The sequence below is a fragment of the Chitiniphilus eburneus genome (assembly GCF_005048205.1).
GTDB classification, from domain to species: domain Bacteria; phylum Pseudomonadota; class Gammaproteobacteria; order Burkholderiales; family Chitinibacteraceae; genus Chitiniphilus; species Chitiniphilus eburneus.
This window is the reverse complement of the sequence record NZ_SUMF01000004.1, coordinates 20,360-41,406: the sequence shown is the minus strand read 5'-3', so window position 1 is coordinate 41,406 and position 21,047 is coordinate 20,360. Positions and strand designations below refer to the sequence as shown.

Here is a 21,047-nt window from a genome sequence, read left to right as displayed (position 1 = left end):
ATTCGCTCATGAAGCGTTTGATCGTTGAGATCCAGTCGACCCAGGACGACCGTCTGAGGCGACAGATCATCACCCTGGCCACGGAACCGCAGACGCTGTGCTGCATCCTTGCCGTTTCCACCCGTGCGATCCATGGGCTGGCGGTGACGGCCGTGATTGTACAGGACGCGCACAACTACCTTTTGCGCGCTACGCCCGCGCGCGGCCTGGGCGAGATGGCGGAGGGGTTGCTGAGTGCCGGGCATCCCACGTTCTTTCTTCCCGATCGCCTCAACGCGCTGGACGATATGCCCAACGAGCTGCTGGTGGCCTGGCTGCTCAATGCGCCGCCGCGCGTGCTGACCGAGATCACCTTGCAGGAGCTGCTGCTGCTGGCGCGGCCGGGCGGCGTGCCGCCGGCCTCGCTGACGCGACGGTACGGGCCGCTGGATCTGACGCAATCCGGTTCCCGTTGGAAAGCCGGTTTCTGAGCGCAGGGAGGACGACGCGCGGCTGAATCGCGCGTCGCCCGTGCCAGGCGCCACCGCAGCCGTGGTGCCCACGGCTGCGGATGAACCGGCGCCCCAGGCGGGGCGCGGTGGCGATTTCAGCGCGCGTTACCGCCGCCGGCCCAGTCGCGCGCGAATTGCCACGCGATGCGCCCGCTGCGCGCGCCCCGGCCCTGCGCCCATTGCAGCGCGGCCCGTTCCGCCTCGGCGTCCCATTCGGCGACGCCGAATTCGCCCAGCCAGTTGCGGACTGCTGCGAGGTATTCGTCCTGCGAAAAGCCGTAGAACGACAGCCACAGACCGAAACGCTCGGACAGCGCCACTTTTTCCTCGATGGCTTCGGCGAAATGGATTTCGCCGCCTTCATGGCGCGTCTGTGCGTTCTCGCTGAAGTACTCGGGCACCAGATGGCGCCGGTTGGACGTGGCATAGATCAGCACGTTGGCGCTGGTGGCGGCGATGGAACCATCCAGCGCGGTCTTCAGCGCCTGATAGCCGTGGTCGCCTTCCTCGAACGACAGATCGTCGCAGAACACGATGAAGCGTTCCGGGCGCGCACCCACCTGTTCGACGATGTCGGCAAGGTCGTGCAGATGGGTTTTTTCCACTTCGATCAGGCGCAGCTCGCGGTCGCGGAATTCGTTCCACACCGCCTTCACCAGCGAGCTTTTGCCGCAACCGCGCGCGCCGGTGAGCAGCACGTTGTTGGCCAGTCGTCCTTCGACGAACTGGCGGGTGTTGGCGACCAGCCGTTCGCGTTGAAGCGATACGTTCACCAGTTGGTCCAGCGCAATGGCGTGCGGATGGCGCACCGCCTCCAGTTGGCCGCGGCCGTTGCGCACGCGCCAGCGGAAGGCTTGCGCCGACCAGTCGGTGTCGTTGACGGCGGCAGGGAGCAGGGGATCGGCGCGATCGAGCAAAGCTTCGACGCGATCGAGAAAGGCAAGCAGACGTTCGTTTGGGATCATGGTTTTTTAGGCTTCTGCAACAGAGGTTGAAGCAGGCTTTCGAGCTTGGCGCCCTTGAGTCGGCCCAGCTCTACAGCCACCTTGTTGCCCTGCGCGTCGTACAACGCGGTGAACGGCAGGCCGCCCACCGTGTTGCCTTCGACTTGCATCGCCTTCATCGCATTGCCCTCGCCGATCAGGCTCGGGTAGTTCACCTTGTATTGCTTGATGAAGGCGCGTACGGCGGCGGCATCGTCGATAGCGATGCCGACAAACTGGACGCGGTCAGCGTATTTTTTTTGCAAGGCAACGAATTCGGGGATTTCTTCACGGCACGGCGAACACCAGGTGGCCCAGAAATTGACCACTAGCGGCTTGCCGCGCCACTGCGCCAGCGTGGCGCGCTTGCCGTCCAGCGTATGGAGCGGCGTCTTGAACAACGGCGATTCGGCGGCCTGGGCCACTGGCAGGGAAAGGGCGGCGACCAGCGTGGTGGCAAGCAGGCGGGGCAGAAGCGTCATGGCAGGGAATCCAGGGTGGCGGAGAAAGCGGTGGCGTCCTGAAAGCCGACCACGCGGCGTGGCAGCAGGCGGCCGTCGCGGTCGTAGAATAGCAGCGCAGGCGGGCCGTACAGGCCGAAATGGCGCAGCAGGGCGGCATCGTCCGGGCTATTGCCGGTGAGGTCGGCGCGCAGCAGCACGTAGGACTGCAATCGGCGGCGCACGCCGGCGTCGGTCAGGGTCTGGCGCTCGAATTCGACGCAACTGGTGCACCAGTCGGCGTACATGTCGAGCATTACCGGCTTGCCGCGCGCATCGGCCAGCGCCCGATCCAGCTCGGCCACGCTGGCGACGTTGCGGAACGCGGGAACATCGCCTTGCGGCAGATAGTGCAGCCACAATGGCCGCGCCATCCAGACCGCCGTGCCGAGCAGCACCACGCCGAACAGCATCTTCACCGCGCGCATCACCCGCAACGACAGGCGTGGCAGCATGGTGGCGCCGAAGGCGCCGACGATCATCAGCGGTGTACCGATGCCCAGCGCCAGCGCATACAGCGACGCGCCGCCCAGCCAGGTGTCGCCGGTCCGGCCGAGATAGGCCAGGGCCGCGACCAGCGGCGGCGCCACGCAGGGGCCGACGATCAAGGCCGACAGTGCGCCCATCGCGAACACCGAGCCGCCACGCCCGCCCGGCAACCGGTGTGCCAACTGGTTGAACACGGTCTGGACCTGGCTGGGAAACTGGAACTGGAAGGCTCCGAACATGGCCAGTGCCATGGCAACGAACAACATGGCGGTGGCGGCGATCACCCAGGGCTGTTGCAGCGCCACCGTCAGCAGCGTGCCGGTGGCGGCGGCGGCGATGCCGGCCAGGGTGTAGGTCAGTGCCATGCCCTGGACGTAGACGGCGGTCAGCATCAGCCCCCTGCCACGCGAGCCATGGTTGCTGCCGTTGCCGACGACGATGCTCGATACGATGGGTAGCAGCGGGTACATACAGGCGGTCAGCGCCAATCCTATGCCAGCGGCATAGAAGAGGGCGAGTGTCAGCCAGAGTCCGCCACGAAAAAAGCCGCTCTCGTCCGTGGCGGACGAGGCGCCCCGGCTGCTGCCGAACAGCGCGCCCACTGCGTCCACGTTGCCGGAGGATTCGCCGGGCGCCAGCACGGCCGTCTGCGGCGGATAGCAGATGCCTGCATCGGCGCAGCCCTGGAACTTCACCTTGAGTCGCACGTTGGCGGGCAGGGCAGCGGGTGCTTCCAGGGTCATCGCCACGTCGCGGTGGAACACCGCCACGCGGCCAAAGCTGGGGTCGTCCTTGATATCTCCGTCGGGCAGCCTCACCTTCAAGGTCTGCGCCGGTTCCGCCGTCACGCTGATCCGATCGCGATACAGGTAGTAGCCCGGCGCGATCTGGAAGCGTAGTTCCAGCGTGGTGTCGGAAGGCCGCGTCAGCGCCGCGCGGAATGCCTGGTCGGGCGGCAGCAATTCTTCGCTCGCGCTTGCGCCAGCGGTGAGCAATAGGGCCAGCAGGGCAAAAAGAAAACGGCGGATCAAGGGAGTCGGGCCTGTGGTTCGGTTGCGATGCGGCGTCGGTCAGCCGCTCGTGGCGTCGCCCACCCAGCGCAGGTAGGCCGGCAGGCCGGCGACCACGGGCAGGGCGATGATCTCGGGCAAGTCATAAGGATGCCGCGCCTCGAGCCATGCCTGCAATGCCGGATACCGCGCGCGGGTGGTTTTGATCAGCAGTGGAACTTCCGCAGCGATTTCGGTTCTTCCCTGCCAGCGGTAGACTGACTGTACCGGCGCCAACTGGTTCACGCACGCCGCAAGGCCTTCCTCCACCAGCCCGCGCGCCAGGGTTTCGGCGCAGCCGGCATCCGGGCAGTTGCACAGTACCGCCAGAATTTCTCGGGAATCATCCATGCCTTACCTCTTGCTTGTCCTGCTGGCTTATCCGGCAGCGGAAATCGTCGTCATGATCCTGGCCGCCAAAGCCATCGGCACCGGCTGGCTGCTGGCCTGGATCGTCCTGAGCGCCGTTGCCGGTGGCCTGATGCTGCGGCATCACCGTGTTGCAGTGGCATGGTCGCTGGTCTCGGACCTGCGCAGCGGCCGCCTGACCATGGGCAGCCTGTTCTGGGTGGCGCGCTACTATGTTGCCGCGTTGTTGCTGTTGTTGCCGGGGTTGATTGGCGATGCCGTGGCGCTGGTGCTGCTGTTGCCCTGGGGCAAGCGCCCGGCTACGCCGGACCTGCCCAAGGACGTGATCGACGGCGAATACCGCCGCATCGACCACGGTGGTTCGCTGCGCCACGAAACGGGCCGGGAAGAACACAAGGGCTGATGGCCGGCCAGGCATCGGGGCAGGGCGATGTCGCGGCGTCATGCGGCATCCGGCCCCGACCCCATTGCCTGCTCGGGGGCCAAGGCGCTGCCAGACACGCGGATCACCTTGCGGCGCGACGAAGCGCCGCTTTTCAGTTCCACCTGCCGGCGCGGTATGGCGAAGGCCTCGGCCACGAAGGCCAGCAACGCGGTGTTGGCCTTGCCGTCCACCGGTGGTGCGGCCAGCCTCAGCTTGAGCGCGCCGTCGTACAGGCCGGCGACCTCGGTTTTCTTCGCGCCGGGCTGCACGTGCAACTGCAACAGCCAGTCCGCGCCATCCTGGCGATACCAGCCTTCAGCCATCAGGCCGGCCCCACCATCGACACATAGGCAAGGATGGTGCTTTCCAGTTGCGGGATCAGCACGCTGAGAAAGAGCTGGATCACCAGCAGCAGGATCAGCGGCGTGATATCGACATGGCCCACGGGCGGAATCACCCGCTGCAATGGTCGCAGGAACGGGCCGGTCAGCGCGTTGAACAATGGCATCAACGGGTTGTAGGGCGAGAACCAGGACATCAGCGCCTGTCCGATCACCGCGGCGGTGAGCAGGTACAGCGACATCTTGAACAGCTCCAGCACCGATACCACCACCAGCGCCAGCAGCGATGCGGGCGCGGTGAAGACGAAGCTCCACGGCGTCAGTGCCAGCATCAGCGCGTGCATCAGGAAGGCGGTGAAACCGGCCAGCACGAAGCTGGCGGTATCGTAGCCGCGCAGCGGCGGCAGCAGACGCCGGGCGGGCAGCACCGCCCAGTTGGTCAGCGCCAGGACAAACTGCCCCAGCGGGTGGCGGAACGATGCCTTGAAGGCCTGGAGGTAGAAGCGGGCCAGGAACAGCAGGATCAGAAAGCCGCCAATGCTGCGCAGCAGGAAATGCAGGGCGTCGAGCATGGCGGCTCCTCAATCGGCGTCGCGGCCCAGTTCCTCGCCCAATTCGCGGGAACGGGCGGCGGCGGCGGCGGCGGCGGCAATGATGGTGGCGCGGAGCTGGCTGGTCTCGAACGCATTGATGGCGCGCTCGGTGGTGCCACCCTTGCTGGTGACCTTGGCGCGCAGCGTGCCGGCGTCGTCCTCGCTTTCCAGCGCCAGTTTCACCGCGCCGTAGAACGTCTGGTAAGCCAGCTTGCGCGCGGTGTCGATGTTGAAACCCTGCGCACGGGCCGCCGCTTGCAGCGCTTCCATGAAATAGAACACATAGGCCGGGCCGCTGCCGGAAATCGCGGTGATGCCGTCGATCTCGGCCTCGCTTTCCACCCACACCACTTCGCCAATGGCGCCGAGTACGCGATCGGCGAGCGCCCGATCCGACGTATCCACGTCGGCGCCGGCGTAGGCGCCGGACAGCCCGGCCTGGACCAGCGCCGGCGTGTTGGGCATCACCCGGACCACGCGGGTATGGCCGCCCAGCCAGCGCGACAGGCTGTCGGCGCGGATGCCGGCGGCGATGGAGATCACCAGCGCGCCGCCCAGCGATGGGGCCAGGTGCTGCGATACCGCCTTCAGTTGTTGCGGCTTGACCGCCAGGACCACGACATCGCTGGTGGGCAGGGCATCGTCCGGCGAACCGCCGGTGACGCCGTAGCGCGTGGCCAGCTCGGCGAGCCGGGCGGCTTCGGGGTCGATGACATGGAGGTCGCTCGCCGCGGCGCCGCGACTGATCAGGCCGCCGATGATGGCGCTGGCCATGTTGCCGCCGCCGATGAAGGTGATCTTGCTCATCCTGGAATTCCTTGGTCCTGGTTCGAGTTGTAGGTTCTGGCGCCAAACAGCGCAGTGCCCACCCGCACGATGGTGGCGCCTTCCCGGATCGCGAGATCCAGATCGGCGGACATGCCCATCGACAGGGTATCGAGCACGAGTCCTTCGCGCTCCAGTTGTTGCTTCAGCGCTGCGAGTGTTGCGAATTGCGCACGCAGCCGTTCGTCGTCGCCTGTCGGCTCGGGGATGCACATCAGGCCGCGCAGCCGCAACCGCGGCAGCGCCGCCATCGCGTGCGCCAGCGCCGACGCGGCTTTGGGCTCCACCCCCGACTTGCTCGCCTCTCCCGAGACATTCACCTGGATGCAGACGTTCAATGGCGGCAGCGATTCGGGTCGCTGCGCCGCCAGGCGTTCGGCGATCTTCAAGCGGTCGACGGTATGGACCCAGGCTGCAATTTCCGCCACGTGGCGGGTCTTGTTGCTTTGCAACGGGCCGATGAAATGCCACGCCAACCCGGGCAGATCAGCCAGTTCCCGCGCCTTGGTTGTCAGCTCCTGCACGTAGTTCTCGCCGAACGCGCGCTGGCCGCAACCATGCAGTTCGCGGATCGATTCCGCCGGAAAGGTCTTGCCGACCGCCAGCAGGTGCACGCTTTCCGGGGAACGCCCGGCGGCTTGTGCGGCTTTCGCCATGCGCGTCAGCACGCCTTGCCACGCTGTAAAAATCGTTGCCATAATGCTTCGCAGTTCGCGCCAGCCCAGATTTCACGCCGCTTGCGGCCCCTTCGGGGCGCCCGCCGGCGCTACGCCGAAGGACAAAATTATAAATGGAAATTTCCGAACTCTTGGCCTTTGCCGTCAAGAACAAGGCATCCGACCTGCACCTTTCCTCCGGCCTGCCGCCCATGATCCGCGTTCACGGGGACGTGCGGCGGATCAACCTGCCCGCGCTCGAGCACAAGGATGTGCACGACATGGTGTACGACATCATGAACGACGGGCAACGCAAGGTTTACGAGGATACGCTGGAGGCGGACTTCTCGTTCGAGATCCCCAACCTGGCGCGTTTCCGGGTCAATGCCTTCGTGCAGCAACGCGGCGCGGGCGCCGTGTTCCGGACCATTCCCTCCAAGGTACTGACGCTCGAGGAACTGAACGCCCCCAAGGTGTTCCAGGAAATCTCCGAAAACCCGCGCGGACTGGTGCTGGTGACCGGGCCGACCGGCTCGGGCAAATCCACCACGCTGGCCGCGATGGTCAACTACATCAACGAAAACGAGTACGGACACATCCTCACCGTCGAGGACCCGATCGAATTCGTGCACCAGTCCAAGAAATGCCTGATCAACCAGCGTGAAGTCGGCCCGCATACCTTGAGCTTCTCCAACGCGCTGCGTTCCGCGCTGCGGGAAGACCCGGACGTGATCCTGGTGGGCGAAATGCGCGACCTGGAGACCATCCGCCTGGCGTTGACCGCCGCGGAAACGGGCCACCTTGTGTTTGGTACGCTGCACACCAGCTCGGCCGCCAAGACCATCGACCGTGTGGTCGACGTGTTCCCGGCAGCGGAAAAGGAGATGGTGCGTGCGATGCTGTCTGAATCGCTGCGCGCGGTGATCTCGCAAACGCTGCTCAAGACCAAGGACGGGCAGGGCCGCGTGGCGGCGCACGAGATCATGATCGGCATTCCGGCTATCCGTAACCTGATCCGCGAGAACAAGATCGCGCAGATGTATTCATCGATCCAGACCGGCCAGCAATACGGGATGCAGACGCTGGATCAGAGCTTGCAGAACCTGGTGCAACGCAATGTTGTCTCGATCGCCGAGGCACGCACCAAGGCGGCCATCCCTGATAACTTCAAGGGATAACCCAAAGAACCCGCGGGACGGGGTATAACGACGATAACAACCACGGGTACGGCGATGGAAAAGGAACAAGCAGCGAAATTCATGCAGGATCTCCTGCGGCATATGCGCGCCAAAGGCGCCTCCGATCTGTTTATTACCGCGGATTTTCCGCCCGCGATGAAGATCGACGGCAAGGTGACGCCGGTGTCGGCCCAGGTTCTGACCGCGCAGCACACCAAGGAGCTGGCCCGGTCGATCATGAATGACCGGCAGGCAGAGGAATTCGAAGCCACCAAGGAATGCAATTTCGCGATCAGCCCCGGCACGCTCGGGCGTTTTCGCGTGAATGCCTTCATGCAGCAAAGCCGCGTGGGCATGGTGCTACGGACGATCAACTCCGAAATCCCGCGCCTGAGCGAGCTGGGCCTGCCGCCGGTATTGCAGGATATCGCCATGACCAAGCGTGGGCTGGTGATCTTCGTCGGTGGCACCGGCAGCGGCAAATCCACGTCGCTGGCCGCGATGATCGGCCATCGCAACGAAAGCTCGTACGACCACATCATCACCATCGAAGACCCGATCGAATACGTCCACGAGCACAAGAACTGCATCGTCACGCAACGGGAAGTGGGGGTCGATACCGACTCCTGGGGCGCTGCGCTGAAGAACACCCTGCGCCAGGCGCCGGACGTGATCCTGATCGGCGAAATCCGCGACCGCGACACCATGGACTACGCCATTGCCTTTGCCGAGACCGGTCACCTGTGCATGGCCACGCTGCATGCCAACTCGTCGAACCAGGCACTGGACCGGATCATCAACTTCTTCCCCGAAGAGCGGCGCGCGCAGTTGCTGATGGATCTGTCGCTCAACCTGAAAGCCTTCGTCTCGCAGCGCCTGTTGCCGCACCGTTCCGGCAAGGGCCGGGTGGCTGCGGTGGAGGTGATGCTCAACTCGCCGTTGATTTCGGAGCTGGTGTTCAAGGGCGAAGTGCACGAGATCAAGGAAATCATGAAGAAATCTCGCGAACTGGGCATGCAGACCTTCGACCAGAGCCTGTTTGACCTGTACGAAGCAGGCAAGGTCAGCTATGAAGATGCGTTGCGCAATGCCGATTCCGTGAACGATCTACGCCTTCAGATCAAGCTGCAGGGTTCCGAAGCCAAGCAAAAGGACGTGTTGTCGGGTATCGACCACCTGGATATCGTCTGAGCGCATTGCGTTCGACGTCAGGCGACTCAATGAATTTACCTTTTAGTCCGTCCCGCCTTTGTCTTTCGCTGGCCGCACTAGGCGGCGCGCTGGCTTTTCCTTCCACGTTTGCCGCCTCCCTGGGCGACATCGACGTGCAGTCGGCGCTGGGTGAACGTCTTCAGGCCAGCATTCCCGTCGTCGCGAACGGCGACGAGATGCTGTCCATCCGCTGTTTCCGCCTGTTGCCCGGCACCGACGAAGGCGCCGCCCACTTGACGCGCGCCCGGCTGGCGTTCGACGGCACGCCCGATGGCGGCACGCTGCGTATTTTCAGCATCGATGCCGTCCAGGAGCCGGTGATCGGTGTTTCGGTGCGGGTGGCGTGTCCGACCAGCAGCACCGGCGAATTCCAGCGTGACTACTCCCTGCTGCTCGATCCCCGTGAGTACACCGCGGCACCGGTCGTCTCGCCACGCCGTTCCGCCGCGACGCGGCGCGCCAGCGACGAATCGCGCCGCGCCGTACCGGCATTGGGGGGGATCTGGCGTACCGAATCGGGCGACTCGGTCGAGCGCATCGCCCGTCGTTACTTCCCCAGCGACGCGCAGGAGCGGGCCTGGCTGATCGATCAGATCCACGCCATGAACGATGGTCTGCCGCAGAGTTCGCGCACGCCGCTCGAGCGCGACCTCGCCATCTACCTGCCGGCGCCGCGTATCCGCCCGCAGGAACCGGAAGACGTCGTGAGCCAGGTGCTGCCGCGTGAGCCGGTCCGCCCTGCCACGAAGCCTGCCCTGACCATCGAGCCGCTGCCCCCCGCCGTCGGCAGCGTGGCACCGGACACGCCGCGTCCCACTGAGGCGGACGGCACCTATCGCTTGCAGCTTTCCGCCCCGACGCTGGACCTGGAATACCGTGCGCCGATGACGCCCGAGGAAACACTACGCCTGCGGGAAAACCTGTTGCTGCTGGAGTCGGACGACCAGACTGCGCAGTTGATGCAGTTGAAATACCAGATCGCCCAACTGGAAAAGCAACTGGCACAGATCAAATCAAGGGCTGGCCTGAAGTCAGGCGCCGAGCCGCAGACCGGCAGAACCGAAAAACCGGTCGTTTCGTCGGAGGGCGGCTACTGGATGTGGGGCGGCCTGCTCGCACTGCTGTTGTTACCGGGCGGCTATCTGCTGTGGCGCTGGCGTGAGCGGCGGCTGGCCGAGGAGTACGAGCCGTTCTCGATGGCTACCACGCTGGAGCCGCGTTTTGGCGCGACCGGCAAGCTGGTCACTGGATTCGGTGAGGGCCCGGTACCGGTTGCCGGCGCGGTGACTGGGGGCGCGGGGGCCAGCGTTCGCGATCTGGCGCATAACATCGCGCAGATGGCCAACGAGTGGCATAACGACGAAGTGGACGTGGTGCTGCCGGGCAATGTGTCCGAGGAAGCGCAGTTGCTGATCGATCACGGTCTCGTGCAACAGGCCGTGAACCTGTTGTCGCATGAGATCGAGCAACATCCCACGGCACTTGCGCTCTGGATGAAGCTGTTCGAAGTGCTGCGTCACAACGACATGAAGCAGCCCTATCAGGAGCGGGCCGTGGCGTTCCGGCTGCAATTCGCCAGCGATGCGCTATGGCAGCAGGTGCAGGCCCTGGGGCGCGACCTCGACCCGGGCAATCCGCTCTACGAGCCGCTGGATGATGAGGAAGGCTTGCTACAGGCAACCGCGCGGCCTGTGCCGCCGCCACCGGTTCAACCCGAAAAGCCCCCCGTTTCGATGCCTGCGGCCACACCGCTGCGCGATGCGCTGGGGCCGCGTGACGACGAACCGATGATGTCCGTGGAGATGCCGTCGCTGGAATTCATCCTGCCCCCGGCAGTGGAGCCGGAGCCGCCTTCCAACATCATCGAAACGCTGGAGTTGCCGGCGCTCGACAGCGAGCCGTTCGAACTGGAGGCCACGCCGGCACAGGAGCCACCACCCGCCGAAGGCGAGCCGCTGTTCAAACCGGCGGATTTCCTGATCGCCGAAGTGGCGCCGAGCGAGAAGCCTGCCACGACGGAAGTAAACCCGACCGAGTTCCTCACCGACGATCCGGTCCTGCGGCCTGTATCCGAGCTGCTGGCCAAGGGCGATACCGGCACGGTATTCCGCCTGCTGGAGGAAACGCTCTACAACGGCACGCTGGAGCAACGGCAGACCGCTCTGAAATGGCTGGATCGATTGTTTCCCATCAAGCACCGTTGAACGCCGCCCGCTTGCCGGGCGGCTTTTTATTTTGATGAGCTTCGGGAAATGGTGCCGTCAGTTTTTGCGTAATGCTGGACAGTAAGCGTGCGGCAGGCTGCGCCGGTTACATTCAGAAGCAAACTGTAAATGTCGGTGGAATCGGCTGGCGGAAACGAAAAAACGGCGTCGTGGATCACGACGCCGTTTTCTTCATGAAGTGGCGGAAAGGGTGGGATTCGAACCCACGTTAGACCGGAGCCTAAACCAGATTTCGAGTCTGGCGCATTCGACCACTCTGCCACCTTTCCGCGAGGAAGGCCGGATTCTAGCCGGGTTTATTAGCAAATGCAAAGTCTTTACGTTTGAGATGAACGGCAAAGATGTGCAAAATGCGCCCGTCCTAACCCGAGGTCCCCTACAACTACATTTCGTTAGGGACTTCATTGATGGAGTCGCATGAAACACTGGTTGATGGCCTTGTTCGCCACTGCGCTGGTCGGATGCTCCGACATGCCGAATCAGCAAACCAATCGTATCCAGCCCTGGAACGAGTCCAAGGAACTGGTGGTGCTGGTGCAAAACAGCCCCACGACGCTCTATGTGGATGCCGACGGCAAATACGCCGGGCTTGAGTACGATCTTGTCAAACGCTTTGCCGACGCCAACGGGCTGAAGGTCCGGTTCATCGTCGAAAGCAACTATCACCGCCTCCTCGAACGCCTGGAACGGCACGAGGCGCACCTTGCCGTGGGCATCCATCGCGACGACGAACATCCGTCGCTGGCCTTCGGCCCGGCCTACCAGCAAGTACAGCCGGTACTGGTCCATTCCTCCCGCATCAGCGCCGCCAAGGCACTGGATTTGCTCCAGGCAGGCAGCGGCACGGTAAAGACGTTACCGCAATACCTGATGGCAATGAACCGCTACAGGATGGAGCACCCCGCATTCACCTGGCGCATGGTGGAAGGCGAGGATGCCGAAGGGCTGATCGAAGGCGTGGCCGCTGGCGAATACGACTTCGCCGTGCTCGACTCCAACCTGGCCGACGTTGCGCAGAACTACTTCCCCAACGTCACGGTATCCAGCCCGTTCGAGAGCGAACAGGCGCTGGCCTGGGCCATGCCCAAGGAAGACACCGTGCTGCTCGGCCAATTGAGCGGCTATTTCAATCAACTGGCGCAGGATGGCAGCATCAAGCGCCTGATCGACCGTTACTACGGCCATCTGGACCGCGTAGACCCTGTCGATGCACTGGCCTTCCTCGGCAAGCGTGAAACCACGCTGCCGCGCTATCGCGACTGGTTCCGCGAGGCCGAGCAGAAAACCGGTATCGACTGGCGCCTGATCGCCGCGCTGTCCTACCAGGAATCGCACTGGGACCCGGCGGCCGTTTCCGCCTACGGCGTGCGCGGCATGATGATGCTGACCACCGACACGGCCAACCGCCTGCGCGTGAACCGTCTGGACCCATACCAGAGCATCCAGGGGGGCGCGCGCTATATGGAGATGATGCGCAAGGCCATCCCGGAAACCATTGCCGAGCCGGATCGTACCTGGCTGGCGCTGGCCGCCTATAACGTCGGCATCGGGCATCTGTCGGATGCGCGTATCCTGGCCCGTCGCCTGAACAAGAGCCCGGATAGCTGGGCGGACCTGAAGACCGTACTGCCGCTGCTGCGCGATCCCAAGTATTTCTCGACGCTGCGCTATGGCTATGCCCGCGGTGGCGAGCCGGTGATCTTCGTCGAAACGCTGCGCACCTACTACGATATCCTGGCGCGCTTCGAAGAGCCGGCGAAGCCGGATCTGCCGATGCTGGCCGAGGATGTGGTGATCCAGAACCCGGACAACCTGCCGTTGAAGATCAACAACCGCGTGGTGCCGGCGCGCGAGCCGATCCGCCAGGCATCCCTGTAATCGATTGTCGCTCCGCTTGATCGCCCGGCCATGGCCGGGCGATTTCGTTTGTGCCGCCCCGGCGGCGCGTCCCGCCGCTACAATACCGGCTTCGTTTTTTTCTGCCCGGATTGACCATGAGCCAGACCCGTCCCGTTCGCACGCGCTTCGCGCCCAGCCCCACCGGCCTGTTGCATATCGGTGGCGTACGTACCGCCCTGTTTTCGTGGGCGCACGCGCGCAAGCACGGCGGGCAGTTCATCCTGCGCATCGAAGACACCGACCTGGAGCGTTCCACGCCGGAATCGGTGGCGGCGATCCTGGATGGCATGCACTGGGTCGGCCTGGGCTACGACGAAGGCCCCTTCTACCAGATGCAGCGCATGGATCGGTACAAGGAAGTGGTTGGCCAGATGCTGGCGTCCGGGCATGCGTACCACTGCTATTGCAGCAAAGAGGAACTGGACGCGATGCGCGCCGAGGCCGAGGCGCGTGGCGAAAAGCCGCGCTACGACCGCCGCTGGCGCCCGGAGGAGGGCAAGGTGCTGCCCGCGCCGCCCGCCGGCGTAACGCCGGTGGTGCGCTTCCGTACCCCCATCGGCGGTGCCGTGGCGTGGGACGACCAGGTAAAGGGCCGGATCGAGATTTCCAACGATGAACTGGACGACCTGATCATCGCCCGGCCGGATGGCACCCCCACCTACAACTTCTGCGTGGTGGTCGACGACTGGGATATGCAGATCAGCCATGTGATCCGGGGTGACGATCACGTCAACAACACGCCGCGCCAGATCCACATGTACCAGGCGCTGGGCGCCGAGGTGCCGCTGTTCGCGCACTTGCCGATGATCCACAACGATCAGGGCCAGAAGCTCTCCAAGCGCCGCGACGCGGTGTCGGTGGTCGATTACGACAAGATGGGCTTCCTGCCCGAAGCGTTGCTCAACTATCTGGCCCGCCTGGGCTGGGGCCATGGCGACGACGAGTTCTTCACCCTCGACCAGTTCGTCGAATGGTTCGAGCTCGCGGATGTCTCTCCCAGCCCCAGCCGGTTCGACCGCGACAAACTGCTGTGGCTGAATGCCCAGCACATCAAGCAGGCCCAGCCAGCCCGGCTGGCGGCACGCGTCGCCGGCTTCCTGGAGGAGCGCGGCGTGAGCACCGACGGCGGCCCACGACTGGCCGACGTTTGCGTGCTGCTGAAGGATCGCAGCCAGACCCTGCTGGACATGGCCAACCAGGCAGAATACTTCTATCGCGCGCTGACCCCTACCGCCGACATCGTCGAAAAGCACCTCACGCCGGACGACGAAGCGCGACTGGGCTTCTTCGCCGAAGGCGCCGCGCGCCTGCCGGACTGGACGGTCGAAGCGCTGTCCGCCTACATCAAGGATTTCGTGAAGCAGCAGGGCGTGAAGATGCCGCTGGTGGGCATGCCGTTGCGCGCCAAGGTATGCGGCACCACCAGCACGCCGTCGGTGGACGCCGTGCTGGCCTTGCTGGGCCGGGAGGAAGTACTGCGCCGGCTGGCGGCCTGAACGCAAGGCCGGGCGCATGGCTGCGTTGTGCCTCGCTCGTGGGTATCACCCCATTTCGCTTGGCACGCCTTGCCCTGCATCCGGCCTTCCTCCTTCGCACCCATGTTTGAATGTCGATTCACCCTAGTGGATCACCCCGCAGGCGATCCGGTCGCCGGAGGCGCCGGAAGGCTGGGTGCGCAGATCGTCCGGCTTGTCGTGCACTACCAATGCACGGCCCTTGAGATCGGCGGCGGTCAGGCCAGGGACCACCACTGCCACCGTGGCGCGGCCCTGCGCATCGGCCTCAATGTTGCCCAGGTCGCCGGCATGATGGCGTGACGGGTCGGGGTCGCCGTGCGGGTGTGCATCCGGGTTGTAGTGATCGCCCGCGCTACTGGCATCCGGGGCCGAACAGTTACCGCGCACATGGACATGGAAGCCATGGGCGCCGGGGCTCAGGCCAGTGATCTCGCCTGCGACCCGCAGGCCGTCGGCGGTATCGATCAGCGTGACGCCGCCGCGTACCTGGCTGCCCGAGGCCGGCGACAGTTGCGTGATGGGGGGCGCCGTGGCGGCCAGGGCGGGGAGAGAGAATGCCGCAGCCAACAGCAGGCTCAAGTGCTTCATGATGATCTCCTTTCGATGGGTGTACCGGCCGGTGTGCCGACCTTCAAGAGCGACAACTTGCAATGGCATTAAGTTCTAAGGCTGAGATTGGTCAGTGTTTCATGGTGGGCTTCGACGGACTGGTGCCGAATGCCCATATCGAACGGCTGATACGCGAATACCGCGTCGGTGGCGTGATCCTGTTTCGCCGCAACGTCGATACCCCGCGGCAGGTGGCGGCGTTATGCCGGCGGCTCCAGGAGATCAATGCCGAAGTCAGCGAGATACCGCTGCTGATCGGTATCGACCAGGAGGGGGGGATGGTGACGCGCATCGAGGCCGGCATGACGCCGTTGCCGTCGGCGCTGGCCTATCAGGCCGCTGGCTCCGCCGCCGATTGCGAGGCGCTCAACCGCGTCGGCGCGACCGAGCTGGCCGCGTTGGGCCTGAACATCAACTTTGCGCCCGTGCTCGACGTGAACAACAACCGTCTTAATCCGGTGATCGGGGTGCGTGCCCACGGCGAGGATGTTGCAACGGTGTGTGAGTATGGACTGGCCGCAATGCGGGGCATCCAGGCCGCCGGGCTGGCCGCCACCGCCAAGCATTTTCCCGGCCACGGCGATACCGATACCGACTCGCACCTGGGCGTACCGCGCGTGGGGCACGATCGGGTGCGGCTGGACGCGGTGGAACTGGCGCCATTCCGCGCCGCAATCGCTGCCGGCGTCGATGCCGTGATGTCGGCACACGTGGCCTTTCCCGCCGTCGAGCCCGATCCCGATACGCCGTCCACGTTGTCGCATGCCGTATTGACCGGCCTGTTGCGCGAACAACTGGGTTTTGCCGGCGCGGTGTTCACCGACTGCCTGGAAATGGACGCCATCGGCCGTGGCGTCGGCACCGTCACCGGCTCGCTGCGCGCCTTCCAGGCCGGCGCCGACATGCTGCTGGTGTCGCATCGCGAATCGATCCAGATCGACGCCATCGACAACCTGGCGCGCGCGGTGGCGCAGGGTGAGGTTCCGCGCGAGCGGCTGGCGGTGTCGCTGGCGCGGATCGACGCGCTGAAGCAACGCCGAAACATCGCCGGGTGGCGCGCGCTGCCGGTGGACCCGACGCCGCGCCTGCGCACACCCGAGGCGCTGGCGTTGTCCGCGTCGGTCCATCGCCGTGCCGTCACCGGGCATTGCCGCGCGCTCGACGCCACCCAACCGGTACTCCTGATCACGCTGGAGGTCCGTACCCGTACCGAGATCGACGAAGTGGCGATGGGGCGGGCCATGGTGGCACGCGATACGCTGGCCGACCCACTCGCCGCGCTTGGATATGCGGTCAGCGAGATCGCCTTGCCACTGGCGCCCACGCCGGAGGAAATCGCCGCTGCCCAGGCTCGGGCCGCCGAGGCGCCGCAGGTGGTGGTCGTGAGCTACAACGCCGTGCTGTTCCCGGCGCAGCGTGCGCTCCTGGCCAGCCTGCCCGGCGAGCGGACGTGGCTGGTGGCCGGGCGGCTGCCTTATGACATCGATTTATTACCGAACTCGGCCGGCCATCTGGCTTGTTATGCCAATCGTCCGGCGGCGCTGACGGTATTGGCGGATTTGCTGGCGCAGGGCGGCTAGCGTGACGCAAGGCCGCGTCCGCGCGACGTCGGGGCTGGGTATACTGGGCGGCGCCGCACTCGCGGCCCGCCAAGAAAAAGGTTTGCGCCAATATAGATTGGCGCTATAGACTGACACCGCCAAAATTCACACCCGGTTGTTCAAAAAGGATGGGGTCATGAAAAAGTTGTTGCTGTGCGTGCTGGCCCTGGCCTTTACGCCCGCCTTCGGGGCAGATCTGATGGTGGCCGATGCGCCGCTGCCGTTCGATGAACCCGCTTACGCCGTACCCGTTTCCCGCCCCGTATCGGCCCAGGCCAAGAAGAACGTCAAGGTGGCCAGCAAGCAGGAGGCCCGCAAATCCGGCCGCCAGTACGCCAGCGCCAAACGCAACAAGCAATATGCCTCCGCCAAGCGGGGCAACAAGGTGTATGCCTCCAAGGCCCAGCGCAACAAGGTGGCCAAGCGCGATGTGCGCGTCGAGGGCCGTCAGTACGCCGCCAATACCCGCCGCTGAGCGCGCCGGGCAAAAAAAGAAGCCGGGAGATTCCCGGCTTTTTTTGTTGCCTGCCGCAGGCGAACCCTGCTGCCCGGAACCACGCGGCCAAAAACATCGGGGGCGCCATGGCGCCCCCGATGATCACCCGGACATGATGCTTAACGCAGCGTCACGCCCCAGTTGGCTTCCACGCACTTGGCGTACTGGCCTTCGATCAGCGCGTTATACGGCGTCTGGTAGCTCACCAACTGGCACTGGTAGTCGCCACCGACATTCCAGTTCTTCTCCCAGTAGATGTTGTACGCGGCCGAACTGCCGGACCCGAAGCGCTGCATGGTGGCGCAGGACAACTGCTCGTTGCTGTAATCCCAGCCCAGTTCGCGCGAGAACTCCTTGTAGTAGTCGATCCGGTTCTGCGCGGCCTGCTTCTCCGTTCCCAGCCCGCACTCGGCGTTGATGATCTGGATGGTGGTGGCGAAGTTGTTGCCCGTGCCCGCCGTCTTGTCCACCTGGTTCGGTACCCAGGTTCCGTCCAGCACATGCAGCATCGACGGCTTGGGCGGTTGCGGATAGACGAAGAAGAACGTCGCCGAGGCCAGGTTCAGCCAGGTGGACGCCACCAGATCTGGCTCGTTCAGCAGCTTGAACTGGTCGCCCGAGTACATCACCTGCGAGAACGGCCCGTAGTTGTAGTTGTACGAGAGCTGCTTGGCGCCGCGCCCGAAGTACTTCTTCCAGCTACCGTCGGCGTTCTTGCCGCAGGTCCATACCTTGTTGAACACCGGGTCGGCGCATTCGGTGTTGTAACCGCAGCCCGGCCCGGTTTCGTCGCAACCCATCTCGCGCAGGTACTTCAGCGCCTGGCGCCATTCCGGCACCGTGTCGTTGCGGTTGTGATCGCCGGTTTCCTGCGCGAAGTGCGCGAACATCGTTGCCAGCGAGTGACGGCAGATGGCGTCGGCATTGCGACCGTCGCTGTAGTCATCGCAGATCGCCGGGAACTTGGCGATGGCCTGGAGGAAGCGGGTATAGGTGTAGCTCGCCTCGCGACGCGGGAACAGGTATTCCCATTGCGCGGCGGGCAGGATGCCTTCCACGCGCTTCACGTTCTTCGGGTTATCCGCGCGGCCCGGTGCCACGGCATCGACCACGGCATTGGGCGCGGTACGGATCGACGCCTTTACGGTGCGGAAGAAATCGTTGTTGGTCAGGTCGGCTTCACGTGCCTGGGCCTGGGCCAGCGACGGTACGCCGGTCACCACGGGCGTCGGTGTCGGACCAACCGGTGTGGGCGTTGGTACGACCGGTGTCGGTGTGGGGCCGACCGGGGTAGGCGTCGGGACAACGGGCGTCGGGGTGGGATTGCCGCCACCGCAGGCGCCGATGTCCTGCCACAGCGTACCGCTGGCTGCGGGGTTCCAGTTGGCGCCGACATAGGCGACATGGGTGACCAGTGCGCGGTAATTGCGGCCGTTGTAGGTCACCGTGGCGCCGGCGGCGTAGGTGTTGCCTTCAGCCCAGGCGGCATTGCAGGTGGTGCCGGATGGGGTCGGAGTGACTGCCGGGGTAGGCGTGACGCTGGGGGTCGGGGTGACGGGGCGAGGCGTCGGGGTCACGGTGGGCGTCGGCACGGCGGTGGGAACCGGCGTGGCGGTCGGGGTCGGCGTGACGACCGGGGTAGGCGTCGGCGTGGCGGTGCCCACCAACTGCCATGGGCCCCATTGCTCGGCGCCGGGCACGTTGCCCTGCGTCCACCACTTGGCCTTGTAGCTACTGCCCTGGTAGGTGACTTCCTGCCCGGCGGTGTACACCGCCGTGTTGCTCCATTCGGCCGCGTGGGCAACACCCACAAAGGCCAATGCCACGACGAGCGCGTGGCGGCTGCCTGGAATAAGCGCCATTGTTTGAATCCTCCATCCTTTGTCTTTGTTTGTGCTTCGGTCTCAAGGGCCGAATGGCAAGGATGGTATCAGCGCGAGTGATCACTTCCTAGCGGTTTACAATGCGATGGATTCTCAAAAAATCGTGTTAAATCAACAAAATATAATTAATCAATGATGTAGTGATGGTTATCGCTTTCACCGATTTTCACCACAGGCTGAGCACAACGACAACGCTAAGTCATTGATATCGGCGGCAGTGCGATTTCTTGCGCCGGCTGGGTCAAAGCCTGGAAAAAGGCAGGGCGGGGCAGCAAAAACGCCCGTGCCGCAGGCCAAAGCCTGCGGCACGGGCGCCGGGGTGTCGGACAGGTGGCCGGAAAGCCGCGTCAGACGGTGATGCGTGCCAACTCGTCGAAATAGGTGGGGAAGGTCTTGGCGGTGCAGCCGGGGTCGAGAATCCGCACCGGCGCGCCCAGCGATACCAGCGAGAAGCACATCGCCATGCGATGGTCGTCGTAGGTGCCGATTTCCGCGTTCGGCGTCAGCGCGGCGGGCGGCGTGACCACGATGTAGTCGCGGCCTTCCTCGACGGTGGCGCCCACCTTGCGCAGCTCGGTGGCCATCGCGCTCAGGCGGTCGGTTTCCTTGACGCGCCAGCTCTCGATATTGCGAAGGGTGGTGGTGCCTTCGGCGAACAGCGCGGCCACGGCGATGGTCATTGCCGCATCGGGGATATGGTTGAGGTCCACGTCCACCGCGCGTAGCCGGCCGCTGGTCGGGCGGGTGGCGCTGATCCAGTTGTCGCCACGTTCGATCGTCGCGCCCATCTGCTCCAGCACTTCGGCGAAGCGCACATCGCCCTGGATGCTCTGTTTGCCGACGCCCGTGACGATCACCGGCTGGCCGGGCGCGGCGGCGATGGCGCCCGCCGCCAGGAAGTACGACGCCGACGATGCATCGCCCTCGACGAAAATCTCGCCGGGGCTGGTGTAGGCCTGGCCGCCGGGAATGAAGAACTCGCTCCAGCCGCGCCGCTCGATGGCGATGCCGAAGCGTGTCAGCAGGTTGAGCGTGATCTCGATATAAGGCTTGGAGATCAGCTCGCCCTCCACGGTCACGGTCATGTCGCGTCCGGTGAGCGGCAGCGCCATCAGCAGGCCGGTGAGGAACTGACTGGAAACGTTGCCCTTTACCGATACCCGGTCGCCGGCGATGCGGCCGGGGTGGATCGCCAGCGGCGGATAGCCTTCCTGACCCAGGTAATCGACCAGCGCGCCGGCCTGGCGCAGGGCATCCACCAGATCGCCGATCGGGCGCTCGTGCATGCGCGGCACGCCGGACAGGCGATATTCGCCGCCGGCCAGTGCCAGGGCGGCTGTCAGCGGGCGGAACGCGGTGCCGGCGTTACCCAGGAACAGGTCGGCCTGCTTCACCGGGAAATCGCCGCCGCAGCCGTGGATGCGGAAATCGCGGCTGTCTCCCAATTGTTCCCACTTCACGCCCAGCGCGGTCAGTGCTTCCAGCATGCGCTGGGTGTCGTCCGATGCCAGCAGGCCCTTGACCAGCGTCTCGCCCCGGCACAGTGCGGCCAGCAGCAAGGTGCGGTTGGAGATGCTCTTGGAACCGGGCAGCGCCACGGTGCCGGCCACGTGGGAAATCGGGGAGAGGTCGAGATGTTCCATGGGGAGTCGCGGTTGCGTGGGCTTTGGGGAAGGCCGCAATGATAACGTGGCCCGCCGGATGTTT

At 64.8% G+C, this 21,047-nt stretch carries 20 protein-coding genes and 1 tRNA gene; 9 read left to right on the top strand and 12 right to left on the bottom strand.

Features of this window, described 5'->3' with window-relative positions; translation table 11 throughout:
- Positions 1-8: 8 nt before the first annotated feature.
- Complete coding sequence (locus tag FAZ21_RS06285; protein WP_136772432.1) at positions 9-470, top strand: hypothetical protein; 462 nt, start codon at positions 9-11, stop codon at positions 468-470.
- A gap of 116 nt (positions 471-586) precedes the next feature.
- On the opposite strand, the gene FAZ21_RS06280 is transcribed toward FAZ21_RS06285, so the two are convergent.
- Genes FAZ21_RS06280 through cutA form a run of 4 tightly spaced genes read right to left on the bottom strand, consistent with a single transcriptional unit; the run spans position 587 to position 3,863 of the window.
- Positions 587-1,456, bottom strand: coding sequence for an ATP-binding protein (locus FAZ21_RS06280; protein ID WP_136772431.1), 870 nt, complete (start codon positions 1,454-1,456; stop codon positions 587-589).
- On the bottom strand, positions 1,453-1,956 hold the full coding sequence (locus FAZ21_RS06275) for a TlpA family protein disulfide reductase (protein ID WP_136772430.1): 504 nt from the start codon (positions 1,954-1,956) through the stop codon (positions 1,453-1,455). Before FAZ21_RS06275 ends, FAZ21_RS06280 begins: the two co-directional genes overlap by 4 nt.
- Positions 1,953-3,494: a protein-disulfide reductase DsbD gene (dsbD, locus tag FAZ21_RS06270; RefSeq protein WP_136772429.1), complete on the bottom strand. Its 1,542-nt coding sequence runs from the start codon at positions 3,492-3,494 to the stop codon at positions 1,953-1,955. The genes FAZ21_RS06275 and dsbD overlap by 4 nt, the downstream gene beginning before the upstream one ends.
- Positions 3,495-3,533: 39 nt before the next feature.
- The gene (cutA, locus tag FAZ21_RS06265) at positions 3,534-3,863 is read right to left on the bottom strand and encodes a divalent-cation tolerance protein CutA (protein ID WP_136772428.1); all 330 of its coding nucleotides are present in this window, start codon (positions 3,861-3,863) and stop codon (positions 3,534-3,536) included.
- Between cutA and FAZ21_RS06260 the strand changes: the two genes are divergently transcribed.
- Positions 3,862-4,284, top strand: a complete 423-nt coding sequence (locus FAZ21_RS06260) for an FxsA family protein (protein WP_136772427.1) — start codon at positions 3,862-3,864, stop codon at positions 4,282-4,284. The genes cutA and FAZ21_RS06260 overlap by 2 nt on opposite strands.
- 38 nt (positions 4,285-4,322) lie before the next feature.
- Here FAZ21_RS06260 and FAZ21_RS06255 read toward each other — a convergent pair whose 3' ends face one another.
- The 4 genes from FAZ21_RS06255 to FAZ21_RS06240 are packed head-to-tail and all read right to left on the bottom strand — an operon-like array spanning position 4,323 to position 6,762.
- A complete protein-coding gene (locus FAZ21_RS06255) occupies positions 4,323-4,628 on the bottom strand; it encodes a DUF167 domain-containing protein (RefSeq protein ID WP_136772426.1) in 306 nt (101 codons plus the stop codon).
- The gene (locus FAZ21_RS06250; protein WP_136772425.1) at positions 4,628-5,218 is read right to left on the bottom strand and encodes a YggT family protein; all 591 of its coding nucleotides are present in this window, start codon (positions 5,216-5,218) and stop codon (positions 4,628-4,630) included. The genes FAZ21_RS06255 and FAZ21_RS06250 overlap by 1 nt, the downstream gene beginning before the upstream one ends.
- A 9-nt stretch (positions 5,219-5,227) precedes the next feature.
- Positions 5,228-6,046, bottom strand: coding sequence for a pyrroline-5-carboxylate reductase (proC, locus tag FAZ21_RS06245; protein WP_136772424.1), 819 nt, complete (start codon positions 6,044-6,046; stop codon positions 5,228-5,230).
- On the bottom strand, positions 6,043-6,762 hold the full coding sequence (locus tag FAZ21_RS06240) for a YggS family pyridoxal phosphate-dependent enzyme (protein ID WP_136772423.1): 720 nt from the start codon (positions 6,760-6,762) through the stop codon (positions 6,043-6,045). Before FAZ21_RS06240 ends, proC begins: the two co-directional genes overlap by 4 nt.
- A gap of 92 nt (positions 6,763-6,854) precedes the next feature.
- Between FAZ21_RS06240 and FAZ21_RS06235 the strand changes: the two genes are divergently transcribed.
- From FAZ21_RS06235 to FAZ21_RS06225, 3 genes are read left to right on the top strand one after another with little or no spacing between them, the layout of a single operon-like run.
- Positions 6,855-7,898 (top strand): type IV pilus twitching motility protein PilT, encoded by a 1,044-nt coding sequence (locus tag FAZ21_RS06235; RefSeq protein ID WP_136772422.1) that lies wholly within the window; start codon positions 6,855-6,857, stop codon positions 7,896-7,898.
- Between the two features lie 54 nt (positions 7,899-7,952).
- Complete coding sequence (locus tag FAZ21_RS06230) at positions 7,953-9,089, top strand: PilT/PilU family type 4a pilus ATPase (RefSeq protein ID WP_136772421.1); 1,137 nt, start codon at positions 7,953-7,955, stop codon at positions 9,087-9,089.
- A 29-nt stretch (positions 9,090-9,118) separates the two neighbouring features.
- A complete protein-coding gene (locus FAZ21_RS06225) occupies positions 9,119-11,314 on the top strand; it encodes a type IV pilus assembly protein FimV (protein ID WP_136772420.1) in 2,196 nt (731 codons plus the stop codon).
- Positions 11,315-11,514: 200 nt separating this feature from the next.
- On the opposite strand, the gene FAZ21_RS06220 is transcribed toward FAZ21_RS06225, so the two are convergent.
- Positions 11,515-11,604, bottom strand: a tRNA-Ser gene (locus FAZ21_RS06220).
- Positions 11,605-11,752: 148 nt separating this feature from the next.
- Here FAZ21_RS06220 and mltF point away from each other — a divergent pair.
- Positions 11,753-13,213, top strand: coding sequence for a membrane-bound lytic murein transglycosylase MltF (mltF, locus tag FAZ21_RS06215; RefSeq protein WP_136772419.1), 1,461 nt, complete (start codon positions 11,753-11,755; stop codon positions 13,211-13,213).
- Positions 13,214-13,329: 116 nt separating this feature from the next.
- Positions 13,330-14,730, top strand: coding sequence for a glutamate--tRNA ligase (gltX, locus tag FAZ21_RS06210; RefSeq protein ID WP_136772418.1), 1,401 nt, complete (start codon positions 13,330-13,332; stop codon positions 14,728-14,730).
- 123 nt (positions 14,731-14,853) lie between these two features.
- Here the strand turns inward: gltX and FAZ21_RS06205 are convergent, their stop codons facing one another.
- Entirely contained in the window at positions 14,854-15,339 is a 486-nt protein-coding gene (locus tag FAZ21_RS06205) for a superoxide dismutase family protein (protein ID WP_136772417.1), read from the bottom strand.
- A 62-nt stretch (positions 15,340-15,401) separates the two neighbouring features.
- On the opposite strand from FAZ21_RS06205, the gene nagZ reads away from it, so the two are divergent.
- Positions 15,402-16,940, top strand: coding sequence for a beta-N-acetylhexosaminidase (gene nagZ, locus FAZ21_RS06200; protein ID WP_136772416.1), 1,539 nt, complete (start codon positions 15,402-15,404; stop codon positions 16,938-16,940).
- Between the two features lie 157 nt (positions 16,941-17,097).
- Complete coding sequence (locus FAZ21_RS06195) at positions 17,098-17,436, top strand: hypothetical protein (RefSeq protein WP_136772415.1); 339 nt, start codon at positions 17,098-17,100, stop codon at positions 17,434-17,436.
- Between the two features lie 140 nt (positions 17,437-17,576).
- Here the strand turns inward: FAZ21_RS06195 and FAZ21_RS21040 are convergent, their stop codons facing one another.
- Together FAZ21_RS21040 and aroA are read right to left on the bottom strand one after the other, a co-directional pair.
- On the bottom strand, positions 17,577-19,319 hold the full coding sequence (locus FAZ21_RS21040) for a glycoside hydrolase family 19 protein (protein ID WP_169307281.1): 1,743 nt from the start codon (positions 19,317-19,319) through the stop codon (positions 17,577-17,579).
- Between the two features lie 368 nt (positions 19,320-19,687).
- On the bottom strand, positions 19,688-20,983 hold the full coding sequence (gene aroA, locus FAZ21_RS06175) for a 3-phosphoshikimate 1-carboxyvinyltransferase (protein ID WP_136772414.1): 1,296 nt from the start codon (positions 20,981-20,983) through the stop codon (positions 19,688-19,690).
- Positions 20,984-21,047: the final 64 nt, after the last annotated feature.